The 15,357-nt window shown below is 67.7% G+C and carries 14 protein-coding genes; all 14 read left to right on the forward strand.

Features of this window, described 5'->3' with window-relative positions; genetic code table 11:
* The first annotated feature begins 121 nt into the window (after positions 1–121).
* The 14 genes from BLQ10_RS00370 to BLQ10_RS00435 all read left to right on the forward strand — a co-directional run bounded on the left by BLQ10_RS00370 (position 122) and on the right by BLQ10_RS00435 (position 15,346).
* The gene (locus BLQ10_RS00370; RefSeq protein WP_091557028.1) at positions 122–1,774 is read left to right on the forward strand and encodes an ABC transporter ATP-binding protein; all 1,653 of its coding nucleotides are present in this window, start codon (positions 122–124) and stop codon (positions 1,772–1,774) included.
* Positions 1,767–3,170: an ABC transporter permease gene (locus BLQ10_RS00375; RefSeq protein ID WP_091557031.1), complete on the forward strand. Its 1,404-nt coding sequence runs from the start codon at positions 1,767–1,769 to the stop codon at positions 3,168–3,170. Before BLQ10_RS00370 ends, BLQ10_RS00375 begins: the two co-directional genes overlap by 8 nt.
* Entirely contained in the window at positions 3,167–4,504 is a 1,338-nt protein-coding gene (locus tag BLQ10_RS00380) for an ABC transporter permease (protein WP_091557032.1), read from the forward strand. Before BLQ10_RS00375 ends, BLQ10_RS00380 begins: the two co-directional genes overlap by 4 nt.
* Positions 4,505–4,506: 2 nt before the next feature.
* Positions 4,507–4,911, forward strand: a complete 405-nt coding sequence (locus tag BLQ10_RS00385) for a cytidine deaminase (RefSeq protein WP_091557035.1) — start codon at positions 4,507–4,509, stop codon at positions 4,909–4,911.
* Positions 4,908–6,239 (forward strand): thymidine phosphorylase, encoded by a 1,332-nt coding sequence (locus BLQ10_RS00390; RefSeq protein WP_091557038.1) that lies wholly within the window; start codon positions 4,908–4,910, stop codon positions 6,237–6,239. Before BLQ10_RS00385 ends, BLQ10_RS00390 begins: the two co-directional genes overlap by 4 nt.
* 181 nt (positions 6,240–6,420) lie before the next feature.
* Positions 6,421–7,056 carry a DedA family protein gene (locus BLQ10_RS00395; protein ID WP_091557039.1) on the forward strand — a complete coding sequence of 212 codons (636 nt, stop codon included), beginning with the start codon at positions 6,421–6,423 and terminating at the stop codon, positions 7,054–7,056.
* 144 nt (positions 7,057–7,200) lie between these two features.
* On the forward strand, positions 7,201–7,935 hold the full coding sequence (locus BLQ10_RS00400) for a DedA family protein (RefSeq protein ID WP_254785331.1): 735 nt from the start codon (positions 7,201–7,203) through the stop codon (positions 7,933–7,935).
* A 32-nt stretch (positions 7,936–7,967) separates the two neighbouring features.
* Positions 7,968–9,119, forward strand: coding sequence for an adenosine deaminase (locus BLQ10_RS00405; RefSeq protein WP_091557042.1), 1,152 nt, complete (start codon positions 7,968–7,970; stop codon positions 9,117–9,119).
* Positions 9,120–9,243: 124 nt separating this feature from the next.
* Entirely contained in the window at positions 9,244–9,837 is a 594-nt protein-coding gene (locus tag BLQ10_RS00410) for a MazG nucleotide pyrophosphohydrolase domain-containing protein (protein WP_091557044.1), read from the forward strand.
* Between the two features lie 176 nt (positions 9,838–10,013).
* Positions 10,014–11,294, forward strand: a complete 1,281-nt coding sequence (gene eno / locus BLQ10_RS00415) for a phosphopyruvate hydratase (protein WP_018774732.1) — start codon at positions 10,014–10,016, stop codon at positions 11,292–11,294.
* 85 nt (positions 11,295–11,379) lie between these two features.
* A complete protein-coding gene (locus tag BLQ10_RS00420; RefSeq protein WP_091557046.1) occupies positions 11,380–12,096 on the forward strand; it encodes an FtsB family cell division protein in 717 nt (238 codons plus the stop codon).
* 81 nt (positions 12,097–12,177) lie between these two features.
* On the forward strand, positions 12,178–12,900 hold the full coding sequence (locus tag BLQ10_RS00425) for a DUF501 domain-containing protein (protein WP_254785354.1): 723 nt from the start codon (positions 12,178–12,180) through the stop codon (positions 12,898–12,900).
* On the forward strand, positions 12,897–13,874 hold the full coding sequence (locus tag BLQ10_RS00430; RefSeq protein ID WP_091557049.1) for a Ppx/GppA phosphatase family protein: 978 nt from the start codon (positions 12,897–12,899) through the stop codon (positions 13,872–13,874). Before BLQ10_RS00425 ends, BLQ10_RS00430 begins: the two co-directional genes overlap by 4 nt.
* A 65-nt stretch (positions 13,875–13,939) precedes the next feature.
* A complete protein-coding gene (locus BLQ10_RS00435) occupies positions 13,940–15,346 on the forward strand; it encodes a S8 family serine peptidase (protein WP_091557051.1) in 1,407 nt (468 codons plus the stop codon).
* Positions 15,347–15,357: the final 11 nt, after the last annotated feature.

The raw sequence follows: 15,357 nt of genomic DNA on the forward strand, positions 1-15,357 counted from the left end.
GGCCGTGGCGCTTTTCGTTGCGGCCCACTGCGGCCCAGACCGCAGACCACTAAGCTGGTGCTGCAGCCCCCACTACACGTCCGGATCAAGCCTTCCGGACACCTCGAGATTGGTCAGAGTTTTGAAACTTGAACTCAAGGGCATTACTAAACGCTTCGGCTCCCTGGTAGCCAACGATCACATCGATGTGGTCGTTGAGCCCGGGCAGATTCACTGTCTGCTCGGTGAGAACGGCGCTGGTAAGTCCACGCTGATGAATGTCCTCTACGGACTGTACGAGCCCACAGAGGGCGAAATCCTGGTCGACGACAAACCGGTCACCTTCCGCGGCCCCGGAGACGCCATGGCCGCCGGTATCGGCATGGTGCACCAGCACTTCATGCTGGTCCCCGTCTTTACCGTCGCGGAGAACGTCGCGCTGGGAGCGGAAACCACCAAAACAGGCGGATTCCTGGACCTTGATGACACCCGCCGGAAGATCCGGGAGATCTCCGACCGGTACGGCTTCGACGTCGACCCTGACGCACTCATCGAAGACCTCCCCGTGGGCGTGCAGCAGCGGGTGGAAATCATCAAGGCACTGGTCCGCGACGCCAAAGTGCTCATCCTCGACGAGCCCACGGCCGTGCTGACCCCGCAGGACACCGACGAACTGCTGGACATCATGCGCCAGCTCAAGAGCCACGGCACCTCCATCGTGTTCATTTCCCACAAGCTCCGCGAGGTTAAAGCCGTCTCGGACACCATCACCGTCATCCGGCGCGGCAAGGTGGTGGGCTCGGCCGACCCCGGCGCCTCGACCACCGAGCTGGCGTCCATGATGGTCGGCCGGGCCGTGAGCCTGACCCTGGACAAAGCTCCGGCCACGCCCCAGGAAACCACCTTCGAGGTCAAGGACCTGACGGTTATCGCGCCCAGCGGCCAGCACGTGGTGGACGGCATCAGCTTCGGGATCGCCCGCGGCGAGATCCTCGCCATCGCCGGCGTCCAGGGCAACGGCCAGACGGAACTTACCGAGGCGATCCTTGGCCTGCACGAGAGGGCCCACGGCTCGATCGTCCTCGACGGCGAAGAACTCCTGGGCCGCAGCGTCAAGGACGTCCTCAACGCCGGAGTCGGATTCGTCCCGGAAGACCGTTCCCTCGACGGTCTGATCGGCACGTTCTCCATCGCCGAGAACCTGATCCTGGACCGCTACGACCAGGCGCCGTTCGCCAAGGGCATCAGCATGAGCCCGGCCAAGGTCCTGGAGAACGCCAAGACCCGGATCGACGAATTCGACGTCCGCACCCCGTCCGGCTCGCTCGCCGCCGGCACCCTGTCCGGCGGTAACCAGCAGAAGGTCGTCATGGCGCGGGAACTGTCCCGCCCGCTGCGGCTCTTCATCGCCTCCCAGCCCACCCGCGGCGTGGACGTGGGTTCCATCGAGTTCCTGCACAAGCGGATTGTCGCGGAGCGGGACCACGGCACGCCCGTCATGATCGTCTCCACGGAACTGGACGAGGTCATTGAACTCGCCGACCGGATTGCGGTCCTCTACAAGGGCAGGCTCGTCGGGATCGTCCCGGCCGGAACCGGGCGCGACGTCCTGGGCCTGATGATGGCCGGGGTTTCCCCGGACGAAGCCCAGGCCGACGCCGCGGGCAAGCACCCGCAATCCCTCTCCGAAGACCCCGCCGGCATCCCGGCCGGCACCCCCGCAACGAATCAGGCGCCCGCCGCCCCGGCCGCGCAGGAGCCCAGCTCCGGCGCCGTAGGAGACGACCATGAGTGAAAACACCGAGCCGCGAACCGCGGCCGCACCGGACCCGGACCGCATTCCGGGAACTCAATCCGAGGAATCGGATATTGAGACGCCCGACGAGGGCGACACCGCCTTTGTCACCTCGCTGGACACCGCGGGCGGTACCCACCAGCCCTCGGCCGTTCCAGTCTCGACCCAGAGCGGATCCCTTCCCGGCGCCCCGGAAGAGGAGACGCTGCTGCGCAAGATCTTCACCGGCAACGGCATGGTGACCATACTGGCGGTCTTGCTCGCACTGATCCTCGGCGGCCTGCTCATCGCCGCGACGGACAAGGTGGTCGGGACCACGGCCGGTTATCTTTTTGCCCGGCCCAGTGATTTCCTCACCGCCGTCTGGTCCGCCGCCACCAGCTCCTATGTCGCACTCTTCCAGGGCGCGGTCTTCAACCCACACGGCACCGGAGTGGCCGGACAGTTCGCGCCCCTCATGGAGACGCTGACCATCGCGACACCGCTGATTACGGCGGGTCTCGGCGTTGCGCTGGCCTTCCGCGCGGGCCTGTTCAACATCGGTGCGCAGGGCCAGATCATCATGGCCGGCATCCTCGCCGCCTGGGTCGGCTTCGCGCTGCACCTGCCGATCGGCCTGCACCTGCTGCTGGTCCTGGTGGCAGGCGTCGCCGGCGGCGCCATCTGGGGCGGTATCGTCGGCGTGCTCAAAGCCCGGACGGGCGCCCACGAGGTCATCGTGACCATCATGTTCAACTACATCGCCCTCTACTTCCTGCGCTACCTCCTGGACACGCAGTTGTTCCAGCGTCCGGGGGAGACCACACCGATTTCCCCGATCCTGGACCCCAACGCCGTGTACCCGCTGCTCTTCGGCAGCCAGTACCGGCTGCACGTGGGCTTCCTGCTGGCCATCGCGGCTACCGTGTTCGTCTCGTGGCTGCTGAACCGCTCCACGCTCGGGTTCGAGTTCCGTGCCGTCGGGGCCAACCCCAAGGCGGCCCTGACCGCCGGCATCAACGTCTCCCGGGCCACCATCCTGGTGATGACCATTGCCGGTGGTCTGGCCGGCCTGGCCGGCGTCGCGCAGGTGGCAGGCACCGAAAAGGTCCTGACCGATGGCGTCGCGGCAACCTACGGCTTTGACGCCATCACCGTGGCACTGTTGGGGCGCTCCTCGCCGTGGGGCACCTTTGCCGCCGGCCTGCTGTTCGGAGCCTTCCGTGCAGGCGCCGTCCAGATGCAGATCCAGACCGGAACTCCGATCGACATCGTGCTCGTGGTCCAGTCGCTCATTGTGCTGTTCATCGCGGCGCCGCCCCTGGTCCGGGCGATCTTTGGACTTAACCCAAGCAAGAAGAAGGCCTCGACCGCCGGCAAAACCAAGCAGGCCGCAACCACCGGAGGTGCCGCATGAGCACAACAGCAACCTCGCCCGTCCCGGGACAGGGAAAATCAGGACAGGCAACACCGGAGTCGGGCAAGGGCCGCAGGCCGGCGGAGTCCGCCAAGCCCGTAACCTGGAAGCTGCCGGTGACGCTGTCGGTGCTGGCCGTCGTCGCCTTCATCTTCTTTGGCCTGCTGGGCCCGCAAGGAACCGCTAAGTTCGGGGTTTCCTCCGGCGGTGACTTCTTCCAGCTGCCGGCGATCGAAGTACCCGCGTTCCTGTCAGGGATTGTGCTCTCCTTGATCCTGCTGGGCCTCGCTGGCTACGCCTTGGTCCTGAAGGCGAAGAAGAACGTCCGGCCCCCGGGCTGGCTGCCGGCCGTGTTCACGGTCGTGTTCGTGGTCGCCTTCCTGATTTGGGTGGTGGGCGGTGCCCGGACCCCCAGCATTTCGCTGGCCGGCCTCATCGCCGGGTCCGTCACGCTCGCCGTGCCGATCGTCTTCGGCTCCCTGTCAGGTGTGCTGTGCGAACGCGCCGGCGTCGTGAATATCGCCATTGAAGGCCAGCTCCTGGGCGGTGCCTTCACGGCCGCGCTCGTCGCGAGCCTGACCCACAGCCCCTACGCGGGCCTCATCGCGGCAGCAGTGGCGGGCGCCCTGGTCTCGATGGTGCTGGCGCTGTTCGCCATCAAGTACGTGGTCAACCAGATCATCGTCGGCGTCGTGCTTAACGTCCTGGTCTCCGGCCTCACCGGCTTCCTGTTCACCACCGTCATGCAGGCGGACGCGGACAAGTACAACTCGCCCGACCGGCTGCCCATCATCGACATCCCGGTCCTGTCCGGCATCCCGGTGATCGGACCCATCCTGTTCAAGCAGTCCGTGGTGGGCTACCTGATGTATGTGGCCGTCATTGTGATCTGGATCGCGCTGTTCAAGACGAAGTGGGGCCTGCGCGTCCGCGCCGTGGGCGAGCACCCGCAGGCCGCTGACACCCTGGGCATCAAGGTCAACGCGACCCGCTTTTGGAACGTCACCCTCGGTGGCGCCGTGGCCGGGATCGGCGGGTCGTTCTTCACCCTCGTGGCGATCGACAGCTTCACCAAGGAAATCTCCGGAGGCCGCGGCTTCATCGCCCTCGCCGCCATGATCCTGGGCCGCTGGAATCCGATCGGGGCGTTCTTCGCCGCGCTGTTGTTCGGCTTTGCCGACAACCTGCAAAGCATCGTGACGATCATCGGCACCCCCGTGCCGAGCCAGTTCATGGCCATGCTGCCGTACGTCGTGACCGTGTTTGCGGTGGCCGGGCTCGTCGGCCGCTCCCGGCCCCCGGCCGCCGACGGCATACCGTACGTCAAGGGCTGAGAATGGACAGCATCGACATCGACTGGGCAGCGCTCGAAGCCGCGGCAGTGTCCGCCATGAAGAACGCCTACGCGCCGTATTCGAAGTTTCCGGTGGGGGCAGCTGCCCTCACCGGAGACGGGCGGATCGTCAGCGGCTGCAACGTCGAAAACGCCAGCTACGGGCTGACCCTGTGCGCCGAGTGCGCCCTGGTGGGCAACCTGCAGATGACCGGCGGGGGACAGCTCCGCGCCTTCTACTGCGTCGACGCCGGCGGGAACGTCCTCATGCCGTGTGGGCGCTGCCGCCAGCTGCTCTACGAATTCCGGGCTCCGGATATGGAGCTCATGACCACGCAGGGAATCAAGACCATGGACCAGGTCCTTCCCGATGCCTTTGGCCCCCAACACCTGGAGGAACCCCGGTGACACCAGCGACACAGACCACTTCCAACACCGAAGCGTTCGACGCCGTCGACATCATCCGCATCAAGCGGGACAAGGGCGTACTCAGCCCGGCCCAGATCGACTGGACGATCGACGCGTACACCCGCGGCGCCATCGCCGACGAACAGATGGCCGCACTGAACATGGCCATCCTGCTCAACGGCATGGACCGGGCAGAGATCTCCCGCTGGACGGCGGCCATGATCGCCTCCGGCGAGCGGATGGACTTCTCCAGCCTGCGGCGGCCCGACGGCGGCGTAAAGGCGACGTCGGACAAGCACTCCACGGGCGGCGTCGGGGACAAGATCACCCTGCCGCTGGCGCCCCTGGTGGCGGTCTTCGGCGTGGCCGTGCCGCAGCTCTCGGGCCGCGGCCTCGGCCACACCGGCGGCACCCTGGACAAGCTCGAGGCCATCCCGGGCTGGCGTGCGGCCCTGAGCAATGAGGAAATGATGGCCCAGCTCCAGGACGTCGGCGCGGTCATTTGCGCGGCCGGCGCGGGACTGGCCCCGGCGGACAAGAAGCTCTACGCGCTCCGCGACGTCACCGGAACCGTGGAGGCCATCCCGCTGATCGCCTCCTCGATCATGAGCAAGAAGATCGCCGAAGGCACCGGCTCGCTGGTGCTCGACGTCAAGGTGGGCAGCGGCGCGTTCATGAAGGACGAGGCCCGCGCCCGCGAACTGGCCGAGACCATGGTGGCCCTGGGCAAGGACGCCGGCGTTAACACGGTGGCCCTGCTCACCAACATGAACACGCCCCTGGGCCTCACCGCGGGCAACGCGATCGAGGTCGAGGAATCCGTGGAGGTCCTTGCCGGCGGAGGCCCGGACGACGTCGTCGAACTCACCGTCCGGCTCGCGGAGGAAATGCTGGCGTGCGCGGGCGTGCGCGACGCCGATCCCCGGGCCGCACTGCGGGACGGCCGGGCCATGGACGTCTGGAACCGGATGATCCGGGCCCAGGGCGGGGACCCGCGCGCCAAGCTCCCGGTCGCCAAGGAATCCGAGGTCATCTACGCCCCGGCCGACGGCGTCCTGGTGGAGCTCGACGCGATGGCCGTCGGCGTCGCGGCCTGGCGGCTCGGCGCCGGACGCGCCCGCAAGGAGGACCAGGTCCAGGCCGGGGCCGGGGTGCGGATGCACGCCAAGCCCGGCGCCACGGTCAGGGCGGGCGAACCGCTCATGACCCTCCTGACGGACACCCCGGAGAAGTTCGAGCGCGCCAAGGAAGCGCTCGAACACGCCGCCATGATCGCACCCGAGGGCTCACGGCCCGCCCAGAAGCTCATCATCGACCGCATCGCCTAGGCCCGTTGCCCTATCACCTATGGTCCCCAAACCCCCTGGTTTAGCCATCATAAGTGATAGGGCAAGCGGAGGCGGCGGCCGGCGGTACACTGACTCCACAGCAGTACCCTTCCAAGCGCAGGCCCGGCCCCGGCCGAGCCTGCGCTTGGATTTATCTGGCCCCGCCGCGCGTTAGGAAGCTGTGCAGGCAATCAACGACTTCATCCTCGCCGCCGCAGGGCAACCCTGGGTCCTCGTCCTGGTTTTCGCCTGCTGCGTGATCGACGGTTTCTTTCCACCGATCCCGAGCGAGTCTGTGGTGGTGGGCCTGGCCGCAGTCGCCGCCACCGCGGGTGTTCCCAATCCGGTCCTCCTGATCGCCACCGCGGCCGCCGGGGCTTGGGTGGGCGACAACTTCGCCTACCTGATCGGCCGCAGGACCGGAACCCGGCGCTGGGGGTGGATGCGCGGTCCCCGCATGCAGGCGGCCTTCCGTTGGGCCGGACGGGAACTGCGGAAACGGCCTGCCTCACTGATCCTCGTGGCACGCTTCGTCCCGATCGGACGGGTGGCCGTCAACCTGACCGCCGGCGCCACGCACTACCCACGGCCCAGATTCATGGGCCTGACGGTACTTTCGGCGCTGCTGTGGGCCGGCTACTCCGTGGGGATCGGCCTGTTCGTTGGGCCGTGGTTTGAGAAGAACCACGTGCTGGGCGCGGCCATAGCGATCGCCTGCGCCATTGTTCTGGGCGTCATCCTGGACCGCGTGATCAGCAAGGTGCGCGGCCGCACTCCGGAGGAACCGACGCATTCCGTTCCGCCTGCCGAGTCCTAGGCGGATTGGCCCAGCCCGTGGGACACTTAGGAGCGATTTGGGTCACGTATGCTGGCCGCACTCCGTCCAACGTTCCGCCCACTGTCATCGCATGTACGTTACGGCTTAGTTGTCCGTCCCCAGTCATCAAGGAGCACCGTCCGCATGGAGTTCATTAACGAGGCTGTGCTCCATGCCGCTGGCCAGTGGTGGATCTACCCCCTTTTGCTGGTCTTCTTCTTCGTGGACGGTTTCGCAATGGTGGTCCCCAGCGAGACCCTCATCGTTGCCCTTGCGGCGTACTCCCTGCACAGCGGCCAGCCCAACCTGTGGATCCTTGGCCTCACGGCGCTCGTTGGAGCCATGGCCGGCGACAACATGGCGTACATGCTCGGCCGCAAGATTGGCCTCGAGCGGTTCCGTTGGATGCGCAGACCGAAGGTCCAAAAGGTCTTCGGGTGGGCAAACTATGAACTCGAGAAGCGCGGCGCCGTCTTGATCTTCACCGCCCGGTACATCCCGTGGGGCCGTGTCGCCGTCAACTACGTGGCGGGCACGACGGCGTTCCCGCACCGGAGATTCTTCTTCCTGGACGCCTTCGCATGCTTCACCTGGGTGGGCTACTCGATCGGCATCGGAGTCCTGGCCAGTTCCTTCCCGTGGCTGCACCATAACCCCCTGCTCAGCGCGGGGATCGCGGTGGTGTTCGCGATCGTGCTCGGTGTCCTCATCGACCACCTCCTGCGCTGGTGGCACAAGCGCCTTGGCCGCAACGACGCGCGGCCGGTCCCGGCCGACGCCGAATACGTCCCGGAACCCGCATCCGGGGAAAGTGCTGCCGGGATGCACGGCACGATGCTGGCCGGTCCGCCCACGGAGGCCGGAGTATCCAGAAAGTAGCTTCCGGCGCCCAGCGACCCTAAGGTTGGAACGTGACTGAGACTATTCCTGACGCTGCCCCTGACCTCGACTTCGACCTGAAGGTCCTTCCCAAGGTTTCCCTGCACGACCACCTGGACGGCGGACTCCGCCCGGCCACCATCATCGAACTCGCCGAGGCTGTCGGCCACACACTGCCCTCCACGGACGCCGTCGCGCTGGGGGAGTGGTTCCGTGAATCCGCCGATTCGGGCTCCCTGGTCCGTTACCTCGAGACCTTCGACCACACCATCGCCGTGATGCAGACCAAGGAAGGCCTGTTCCGCGTCGCGAAGGAATTCGTCGAAGATCTGGCCGATGACGGCGTGGTGTACGGCGAAGTGCGCTGGGCACCCGAACAGCACCTGCAGAAGGGCCTGAGCCTGGACGACGTGGTCGAGGCCGTGCAGGCAGGCCTCGAAGCCGGTGTGGACGCCGTGGCCGAGACCGGCCGCGACATCCAGGTGGGCCAGCTCATCACCGCCATGCGCCACGCCGACCGCGGCCAGGAGATCGCCGAACTGGCTGTCCGCCACCGCAACAACGGCGCCGTCGGCTTCGACATCGCCGGCGCCGAGGACGGCTTCCTGCCGTCCCGTTTCACGGACGCCTTTACCTACCTGGCCCAGCACAACTTCCCGGCCACCGTCCACGCCGGCGAAGCCGCCGGCCTGGAAAGCATCCAGTCGGCGCTTGTCGACGGCCGGGCCCTGCGCCTGGGCCACGGCGTGCGGATCGCCGAGGACGTCACGATCGAATTTGAAGAGGACGAAGACGCCCAGGGCGACGAAGTCAACGACACCATCGGCATGGTGACCCTGGGCGAGCTCGCCAGCTGGGTCCGCGACCGCGGCATCGCCCTGGAGATCTGCCCCTCCTCAAACCTCCAGACCGGCGCCATCGCCGGCTTCGGTGAGGGCATCGAAAGCCACCCGCTGGACATGCTCTACCAGCTCGGCTTCAACGTCACCATCAACACCGACAACCGGCTCATGAGCGGCGTCACGCTGACCGACGAGTTCGAACTCCTGGTTGAGACGTTCGACTACGACCTAGATGACCTGCTGGAGCTGACGCTCAACGCAGCCGAGGCGGCCTTCCTCCCGCTTGAGGAGAAGGAAGCCCTGGTGGAATACATCAACGAGGCCTACGCCGACCTTGGCTAACGAGGACACTCCACCCGTCCAGGGGCTGGCTTGTGGGCCCACAGCAGCCGTGGTCCCCGGCCGAGCTTGCGAGGTCGGGGCGCTGCTGGGGACGATCGCGGCCCTGCGCGAGCACTGCCCCTGGATGGGTGCCCTCACCCACGAATCCCTCGTGGAGTACCTCCTTGAGGAGGCCTACGAGGTCGCGGAGACCATCGAGACGGCCGGCGGCGACGCCGAACTGAAGTCCGAGCTGGGCGACGTCCTCCTCCAGGTGGTCCTGCACGCCCGGCTCGCCGAGGAACGCGGCGCCTTTGACCTCGACGACGTCGCCCGCGGACTGAGGGCCAAGATGATCCGGCGCAACCCGCACGTGTTCCGGCCCGACGGCTCGCTGCAGGATTCCTTCCCGGCAACGGTGGAGGAGATCGTCCTGAAATGGGATGCCGTCAAGAAGGCCGAGAAACCCGGACGCGGCCACGTCTTCGACGGCGTTCCCGCCGCGCTGCCGGCCCTTGCCCGGGCCCAAAAGCTCTTGGACCGGGCCGAACGCGCGCACCTGGCGACGGCTGCGAGCGACACCGCCGTCGGGATCCCGGCCACCGAGGAGGAACTCGGCGACCTGCTGTTCGGGATCGTGACGGGTGCCCGGGCCGGCGGGCTCGACGCCGAGCGCGCCCTCCGCGGAGCCCTCCGCCGCTTCCAGGACGGCAACGGTCGCCTGCCATCGGCGCAATAGCGCAGGCACCATAGCGTCAGCATCATGACGTCCGGGGTTTGGATAGGTTTCCGTAACCTCCGCCACTCTCGACTACGCTAGTAGCGACGACGACGTCGGCTTTTCGCACTTGTTGTACAGCCAGAGTCCAAGCAGTCAGATTCCCTGCAGATCGCTTCACCCAAAGGAGCAAATCCATGGCGCTTATCGATGCCATCCACGCCCGCGAGATCCTCGATTCCCGTGGCAACCCGACCGTAGAAGTTGAAGTCCTGCTCTCGGACGGCCAGATCGGCCGCGCAGCAGTTCCCTCCGGCGCTTCCACCGGCGAGCACGAGGCCGTTGAACTCCGCGACGGCGACAAGGGCCGCTACCTCGGCAAGGGCGTCCAGAAGGCGGTCGACGCGGTCATCGACCAGATCGCCCCGGCCCTGACCGGGTTCGACGCGACCGACCAGCGCAGCATCGACCAGGCCATGATCGACCTGGACGGCACCCCCAACAAGGGCAAGCTCGGCGCCAACGCCATCCTGGGTGTCTCCCTGGCTGTAGCCAACGCTGCCGCCGCCTCCGCAGACCTGCCGCTGTACAAGTACCTCGGCGGCCCCAACGCGCACGTCCTGCCCGTGCCGCTGATGAACATCCTCAACGGCGGCTCGCACGCCGACTCCGATGTGGACATCCAGGAATTCATGATTGTCCCGATCGGCGCCGAGACCTTCTCGGAGGGCCTGCGCTGGGGTGTCGAGGTCTACCACAACCTCAAGTCCGTCCTGCAGGCCAAGGGCCTGTCCACCGGCCTGGGCGACGAGGGCGGCTTCGCGCCGAACCTGCCGTCCAACCGGGCCGCCCTGGACCTGATCCAGGAAGCCATCAAGAACGCCGGCTACACCCCGGGCAAGGACATCGCCCTGGCCCTGGACGTCGCCTCCTCCGAGTTCTTCAAGGACGGCGCCTACCAGTTCGAGGGCAAGGCACTTTCCGCCACCGAGATGAGCGCCTACTACGCCGAGCTCGTGGCCGACTACCCGCTGGTTTCCATCGAGGACCCGCTGGACGAGAACGACTGGGAAGGCTGGAAGACCCTCACCGACACCATCGGCGACAAGGTCCAGCTCGTGGGCGATGACCTCTTCGTCACCAACCCGGCCATCCTGCAGCGCGGCATCGACACCAAGACCGCGAACTCGCTGCTGGTCAAGGTCAACCAGATCGGCTCCCTGACCGAGACCCTGGACGCCGTATCACTGGCCCAGCGTGCCGGCTACACCACCATCACCTCGCACCGCTCCGGCGAAACCGAGGACACCACCATTGCCGACATCTCCGTTGCCACCAACGCGGGACAGATCAAGACCGGTGCCCCGGCACGCTCCGAGCGCGTTGCCAAGTACAACCAACTGCTGCGCATCGAAGAGGAACTCGACGACGCCGCACGGTACGCCGGACGCAGCGCCTTCCCGCGTTTCAAGGGCTAGTTAGCCGCGAAAACCGGTAACCGGTGGCTATGGTTGAAAGACCATGGCCACCGGTTCTGTTTTGGCCCGCTTTTGAAGGAGTGACATGGCTACCCGACGCCCCAATGTTCCCAGGGCTACCCCTGCGGCCGCCAAGCCCGTGGCCCCGGGCTTGGCGGCAGCAGACGACGGCGGCGAAGTCATCCAGGCGGACTTTGGCGGCTCCCGCAGCGGCGCGCCGACGCCGGCAGCGCCCTCCAGCGCTGCGCCTGCCTCTCCACGTGCGGCAGCACCCGCAGCGGCCAAGCCGGCCGCCCACGGTTCCGCAGCGGCATCCGCCGCAAAACCCGCAACCCGGCCGGCAGTCGGGAAGGCTGGCGGCAAGGCCGTGAGCCGGACCGCGGCGGCGGGTGCAGACGAATCCCTCGACCCAGTGCCCGCCAAGGCGTTCTCGGGCCGGCTGCTTGCCCTCGGCGTCGTCATGATTGCCATCACCATCCTGCTGGCCCCCACGGTGAAGATCTTCCTCGACAAACGCGCCGAAATCGCGGCGCTGCAGGCCGACATCGCGGCCCAGCAGACCAAGCAGGAAGACCTCAAACGCCAGGTGTCGCGGTGGCAGGATCCCAACTTCGTGAAGCAGCAGGCCCGCGACCGCATTAACATGGTTATGCCCGGAGAGACGGGCTACTGGGTATTCGGCAGCGATCTTCCTGCCGCGCGGTCCAGTGGCACGGCGGGTGCAGCATCAGCACAAGACCCGGCCAACCTGCCGTGGGTGGACTCCCTCTGGGAGTCCATCAGGCGATCGGCAACAGACTAGAAGCGGCGCCCGCCGCCGGGATTGTCCCGCGGACAATCCGGAACAGGGCAGGAAGGTGCCACTCCCGTGGACCAGAACCGAGTGGACCAGAACCGAGCGGACGAGAACGACGCGGCCCCGACGTCGTCGGCACGGCACAGGGCAAGCGCCCCGGAGGCCTCCCGCCTGCCGTCCTCGGACGACCTCGAGGTCCTGAGCCGTCAGCTGGGCCGACCCGTGCGGGACGTCGTCGAAATCCCGGCCCGCTGTGTCTGCGGAAACCCGCTCGTGGCCGCCACCTCGCCGCGGCTCAGCAACGGTACGCCGTTTCCCACCACGTTCTACCTCACGCACCCGGTGATCACCTCGGCGGTATCGCGGCTGGAGGCCGCCGGGCTGATGAACGAAATGAACGACCGGCTCGCCGCCGACGCCGGCCTCGCGGGCCGGTACCGCGCCGCCCACGAGGCATATCTGGCCTCCCGTGCCGAGATCGGCGCGCGCTGCGGCATCGGTTCGGTTCCGGAAATCGACGGCGTCTCGGCCGGCGGAATGCCGACGCGCGTCAAATGCCTGCACGTCCTCGTGGGGCACTCGCTGGCCGCCGGCCCGGCCGTGAACCCGCTCGGTGACGAGTCGATCGCGGCCATCGCCGAATGGTGGACCGTGGACCGCTGCTACTGCGACGGCGCCTGGGACACCGGCGGCGAGGCGCCGTCCCGCGACCTCAGCCGTCATGGACCCCAAGGCCTGCCGGAGATCGTGGGCCGGCCCGCGCCGGTCAGAAAGTCCCGCGGCACCGCCGGCACAGGGGAGTCCAAGTGACCCGGGTCGCGGCCATAGACTGCGGCACCAACTCGATCCGCCTGCTCATCGCAGATGTGAACGCAGATGTGAACACAGACGCAGGCGGCGCAACAGGGCAGCCCACACCGCGGCTGATCGACATCGTGCGCGAAATGCGCGTGGTCCGGCTGGGCCAGGGCGTGGACTCCACGGGTGAACTGGCCCCGGAAGCGCTCGAGCGCACCTTCGCCGCGACCCGGGACTACGCTGCCCTCATCCGTGGGCACGGCGTCGCCAAAGTGCGCTTCGTAGCGACCTCCGCCACCCGCGACGCCCGCAACCGGCAGGTCTTTGTCGACGGCATCCGCGCCATCCTTGGCGTCGAGCCCGAGGTGATCACCGGCGACGAGGAAGCCGCACTGTCCTTCGCCGGCGCCAGCAGTGTCCTGCCCTCCCGCGGGGAGGACCCCGTGCTGGTGATAGACCTCGGCGGCGGAAGCACGGAGTTCGTGCTGGGCAACGCCGACGGCGTCATCGCCGCCCGCTCGGTCGACGTCGGCTGCGTCCGGATGACCGAACGGCACCTGCGCAGCGATCCGCCCACCCCGGAGCAGATCGCAGCGGCAGAGGCCGACGTCGACGCCGCCATCGGCGAGGCGGCACAAACCGTTCCGCTGGAACGCGCCACCGCCGTCGTCGGCGTGGCGGGTTCCGTCACCACCATCACGGCGCATGCGCTGCGCCTGCCGGAGTATTCGCCGGCCGCGATCCACGGCACCGAACTGGACCTGGACGCGGTCCGGAAGGCATGCACCGAGCTGCTCGAAATGACCCGGGAGGAGCGGGCCGCGCTGCCGTACATGCACCCCGGCCGGGTGGACGTGATCGGCGCCGGCGGTCTCGTTTGGCGGCGGGTCCTGCAACGCCTGGCCGATGTCACGGGCGGGCGCATCACCACGGCAGTGGCCAGTGAACACGATATTCTTGACGGAATTGCCCTCAGCATCCGATGACCCCGCCCCAGCAGTTGTGCCCCCGGGCGCGCCGTGCCGCTGGTGCATCCGCCGATAGGACCTGAATGACCAGAGCAACAGCCCGGCGCCGCCGGACCGCCTCCGCGTTGATGGCCTTGGCCCTTGCCGGCGGAGCGTCTACGGCGGCGCTGACCCTGGCAGCGCCCGCCTACGCCGACTCCTGGCGGGACAAGGAATACTGGCTCGCCGAATCCGGCATCACCAAAGCCTGGGACGTTTCCAAGGGAGCCGGCGTCAAAGTCGCCGTCATTGACAGCGGAGTGGACGGCAAACATCCGGACCTGGCTGGCGTGCTCGCCGGCGGCGCCGACATCTCCGGTGCCGGCAGCGGCAACGGCCAGGCGAGCATCGGTGCCAAACCCGAACACGGCACCCTGGTGGCCACCATGCTCGCCGGGCGCGGGCATCAGGCGCCCGAAGCGAGCGCCAGCGCCAAACCGAGCGCCAGCGCCACACCTGGTGCCGCAGTTGGCCCTGACGGGATCGTCGGCGTCGCCCCGGAAGCCCAGCTGCTGTCCGTCTCCACCTGGCTGGGCTCCGCCAACCCGGGCGGCAAGAGTGACCAGGCCCAGATCCCGGAGGCAGTGCGCTGGGCCGTCGACAACGGCGCCCGCGTCATCAACATCTCCCTCGGCAGCACGTCGCCGGAATGGCCGCAGAGCTGGGACGCGGCATTCCTCTACGCCGAACAGAAGGACGTCGTGATCGTCGCCGCCGCGGGCAACCGCGTGGGCGGAAACGTCCAGGTGGGCGCGCCGGCCACGATTCCCGGTGTCCTGACGGTCGCAGGCTTGGACCGCACGGGCGCGGCCAGCATCGACTCCTCCTCACAGGGCATCAGCATCGGCGTCGCCGCTCCCGCCGAGGACCTGGTCGGCGGCATGCCCGCCGGCGGCTATGCCGAGTGGGCGGGCACCTCCGGGGCCACGCCAATCGTGTCCGGCGTCGCTGCCTTGATCCGCTCCAAATGGCCCGAGATGTCCGCGAGCCAGGTCATCAACCGGATCGTCAGCACGGCCAAGGACGCCGGGGCGCGAGGGAAGGACCCGCTCTACGGCTTCGGCGTGCTGAACGCCGAGGCCGCCCTCAAGGCCGATGTCCCGGAAACCAAGGTCAACCCGCTCGGGTCGATTTCGGACTGGATCCGGGTCCACCGGCGCGGAAACCCCGCCGCGACTGCACCTGCTGCGGCGCCCGCGCCCTCCAGCGCTGTGCCCACCCTGCCCGAAGCGACCGTGCCGGTCGCGGAGAAGCCGTCCCAGCTGGACAGCGCCCTGCCGGCCGCAGTGGTCCTGGGCTTCGGTTGCCTGCTCGTGGGAATCGTTGTGGCCGCTGCCGTCCAGTTGCGGGCCGCCATGCGAACGCCGCCAAAGGACGGCGGACCGGACAGCGCCGAGGACAGCGCCGAACCCGGGGCCGTAAATCCGGTGGACTCCAGCAACCCGTCATAGTTAGTGAAGCT

It is taken from the genome of Arthrobacter sp. ok362 (assembly GCF_900102785.1).
Lineage (GTDB): Bacteria > Actinomycetota > Actinomycetes > Actinomycetales > Micrococcaceae > Arthrobacter.

What these genes read in the sequence shown, in the direction of transcription:
- BLQ10_RS00375 (WP_091557031.1), top strand. Translation starts at nt 1,767, where the DNA reads ATGAGTGAAAACACCGAGCCGCGAACCGCGGCCGCACCGGACCCGGAC.
- BLQ10_RS00380 (WP_091557032.1), top strand. Translation starts at nt 3,167, where the DNA reads ATGAGCACAACAGCAACCTCGCCCGTCCCGGGACAGGGAAAATCAGGA.
- BLQ10_RS00385 (WP_091557035.1), top strand. Translation starts at nt 4,507, where the DNA reads ATGGACAGCATCGACATCGACTGGGCAGCGCTCGAAGCCGCGGCAGTG.
- BLQ10_RS00400 (WP_254785331.1), top strand. Translation starts at nt 7,201, where the DNA reads ATGGAGTTCATTAACGAGGCTGTGCTCCATGCCGCTGGCCAGTGGTGG.
- BLQ10_RS00410 (WP_091557044.1), top strand. Translation starts at nt 9,244, where the DNA reads ATGGGTGCCCTCACCCACGAATCCCTCGTGGAGTACCTCCTTGAGGAG.
- eno (WP_018774732.1), top strand. Translation starts at nt 10,014, where the DNA reads ATGGCGCTTATCGATGCCATCCACGCCCGCGAGATCCTCGATTCCCGT.
- BLQ10_RS00420 (WP_091557046.1), top strand. Translation starts at nt 11,380, where the DNA reads ATGGCTACCCGACGCCCCAATGTTCCCAGGGCTACCCCTGCGGCCGCC.
- BLQ10_RS00435 (WP_091557051.1), top strand. Translation starts at nt 13,940, where the DNA reads ATGACCAGAGCAACAGCCCGGCGCCGCCGGACCGCCTCCGCGTTGATG.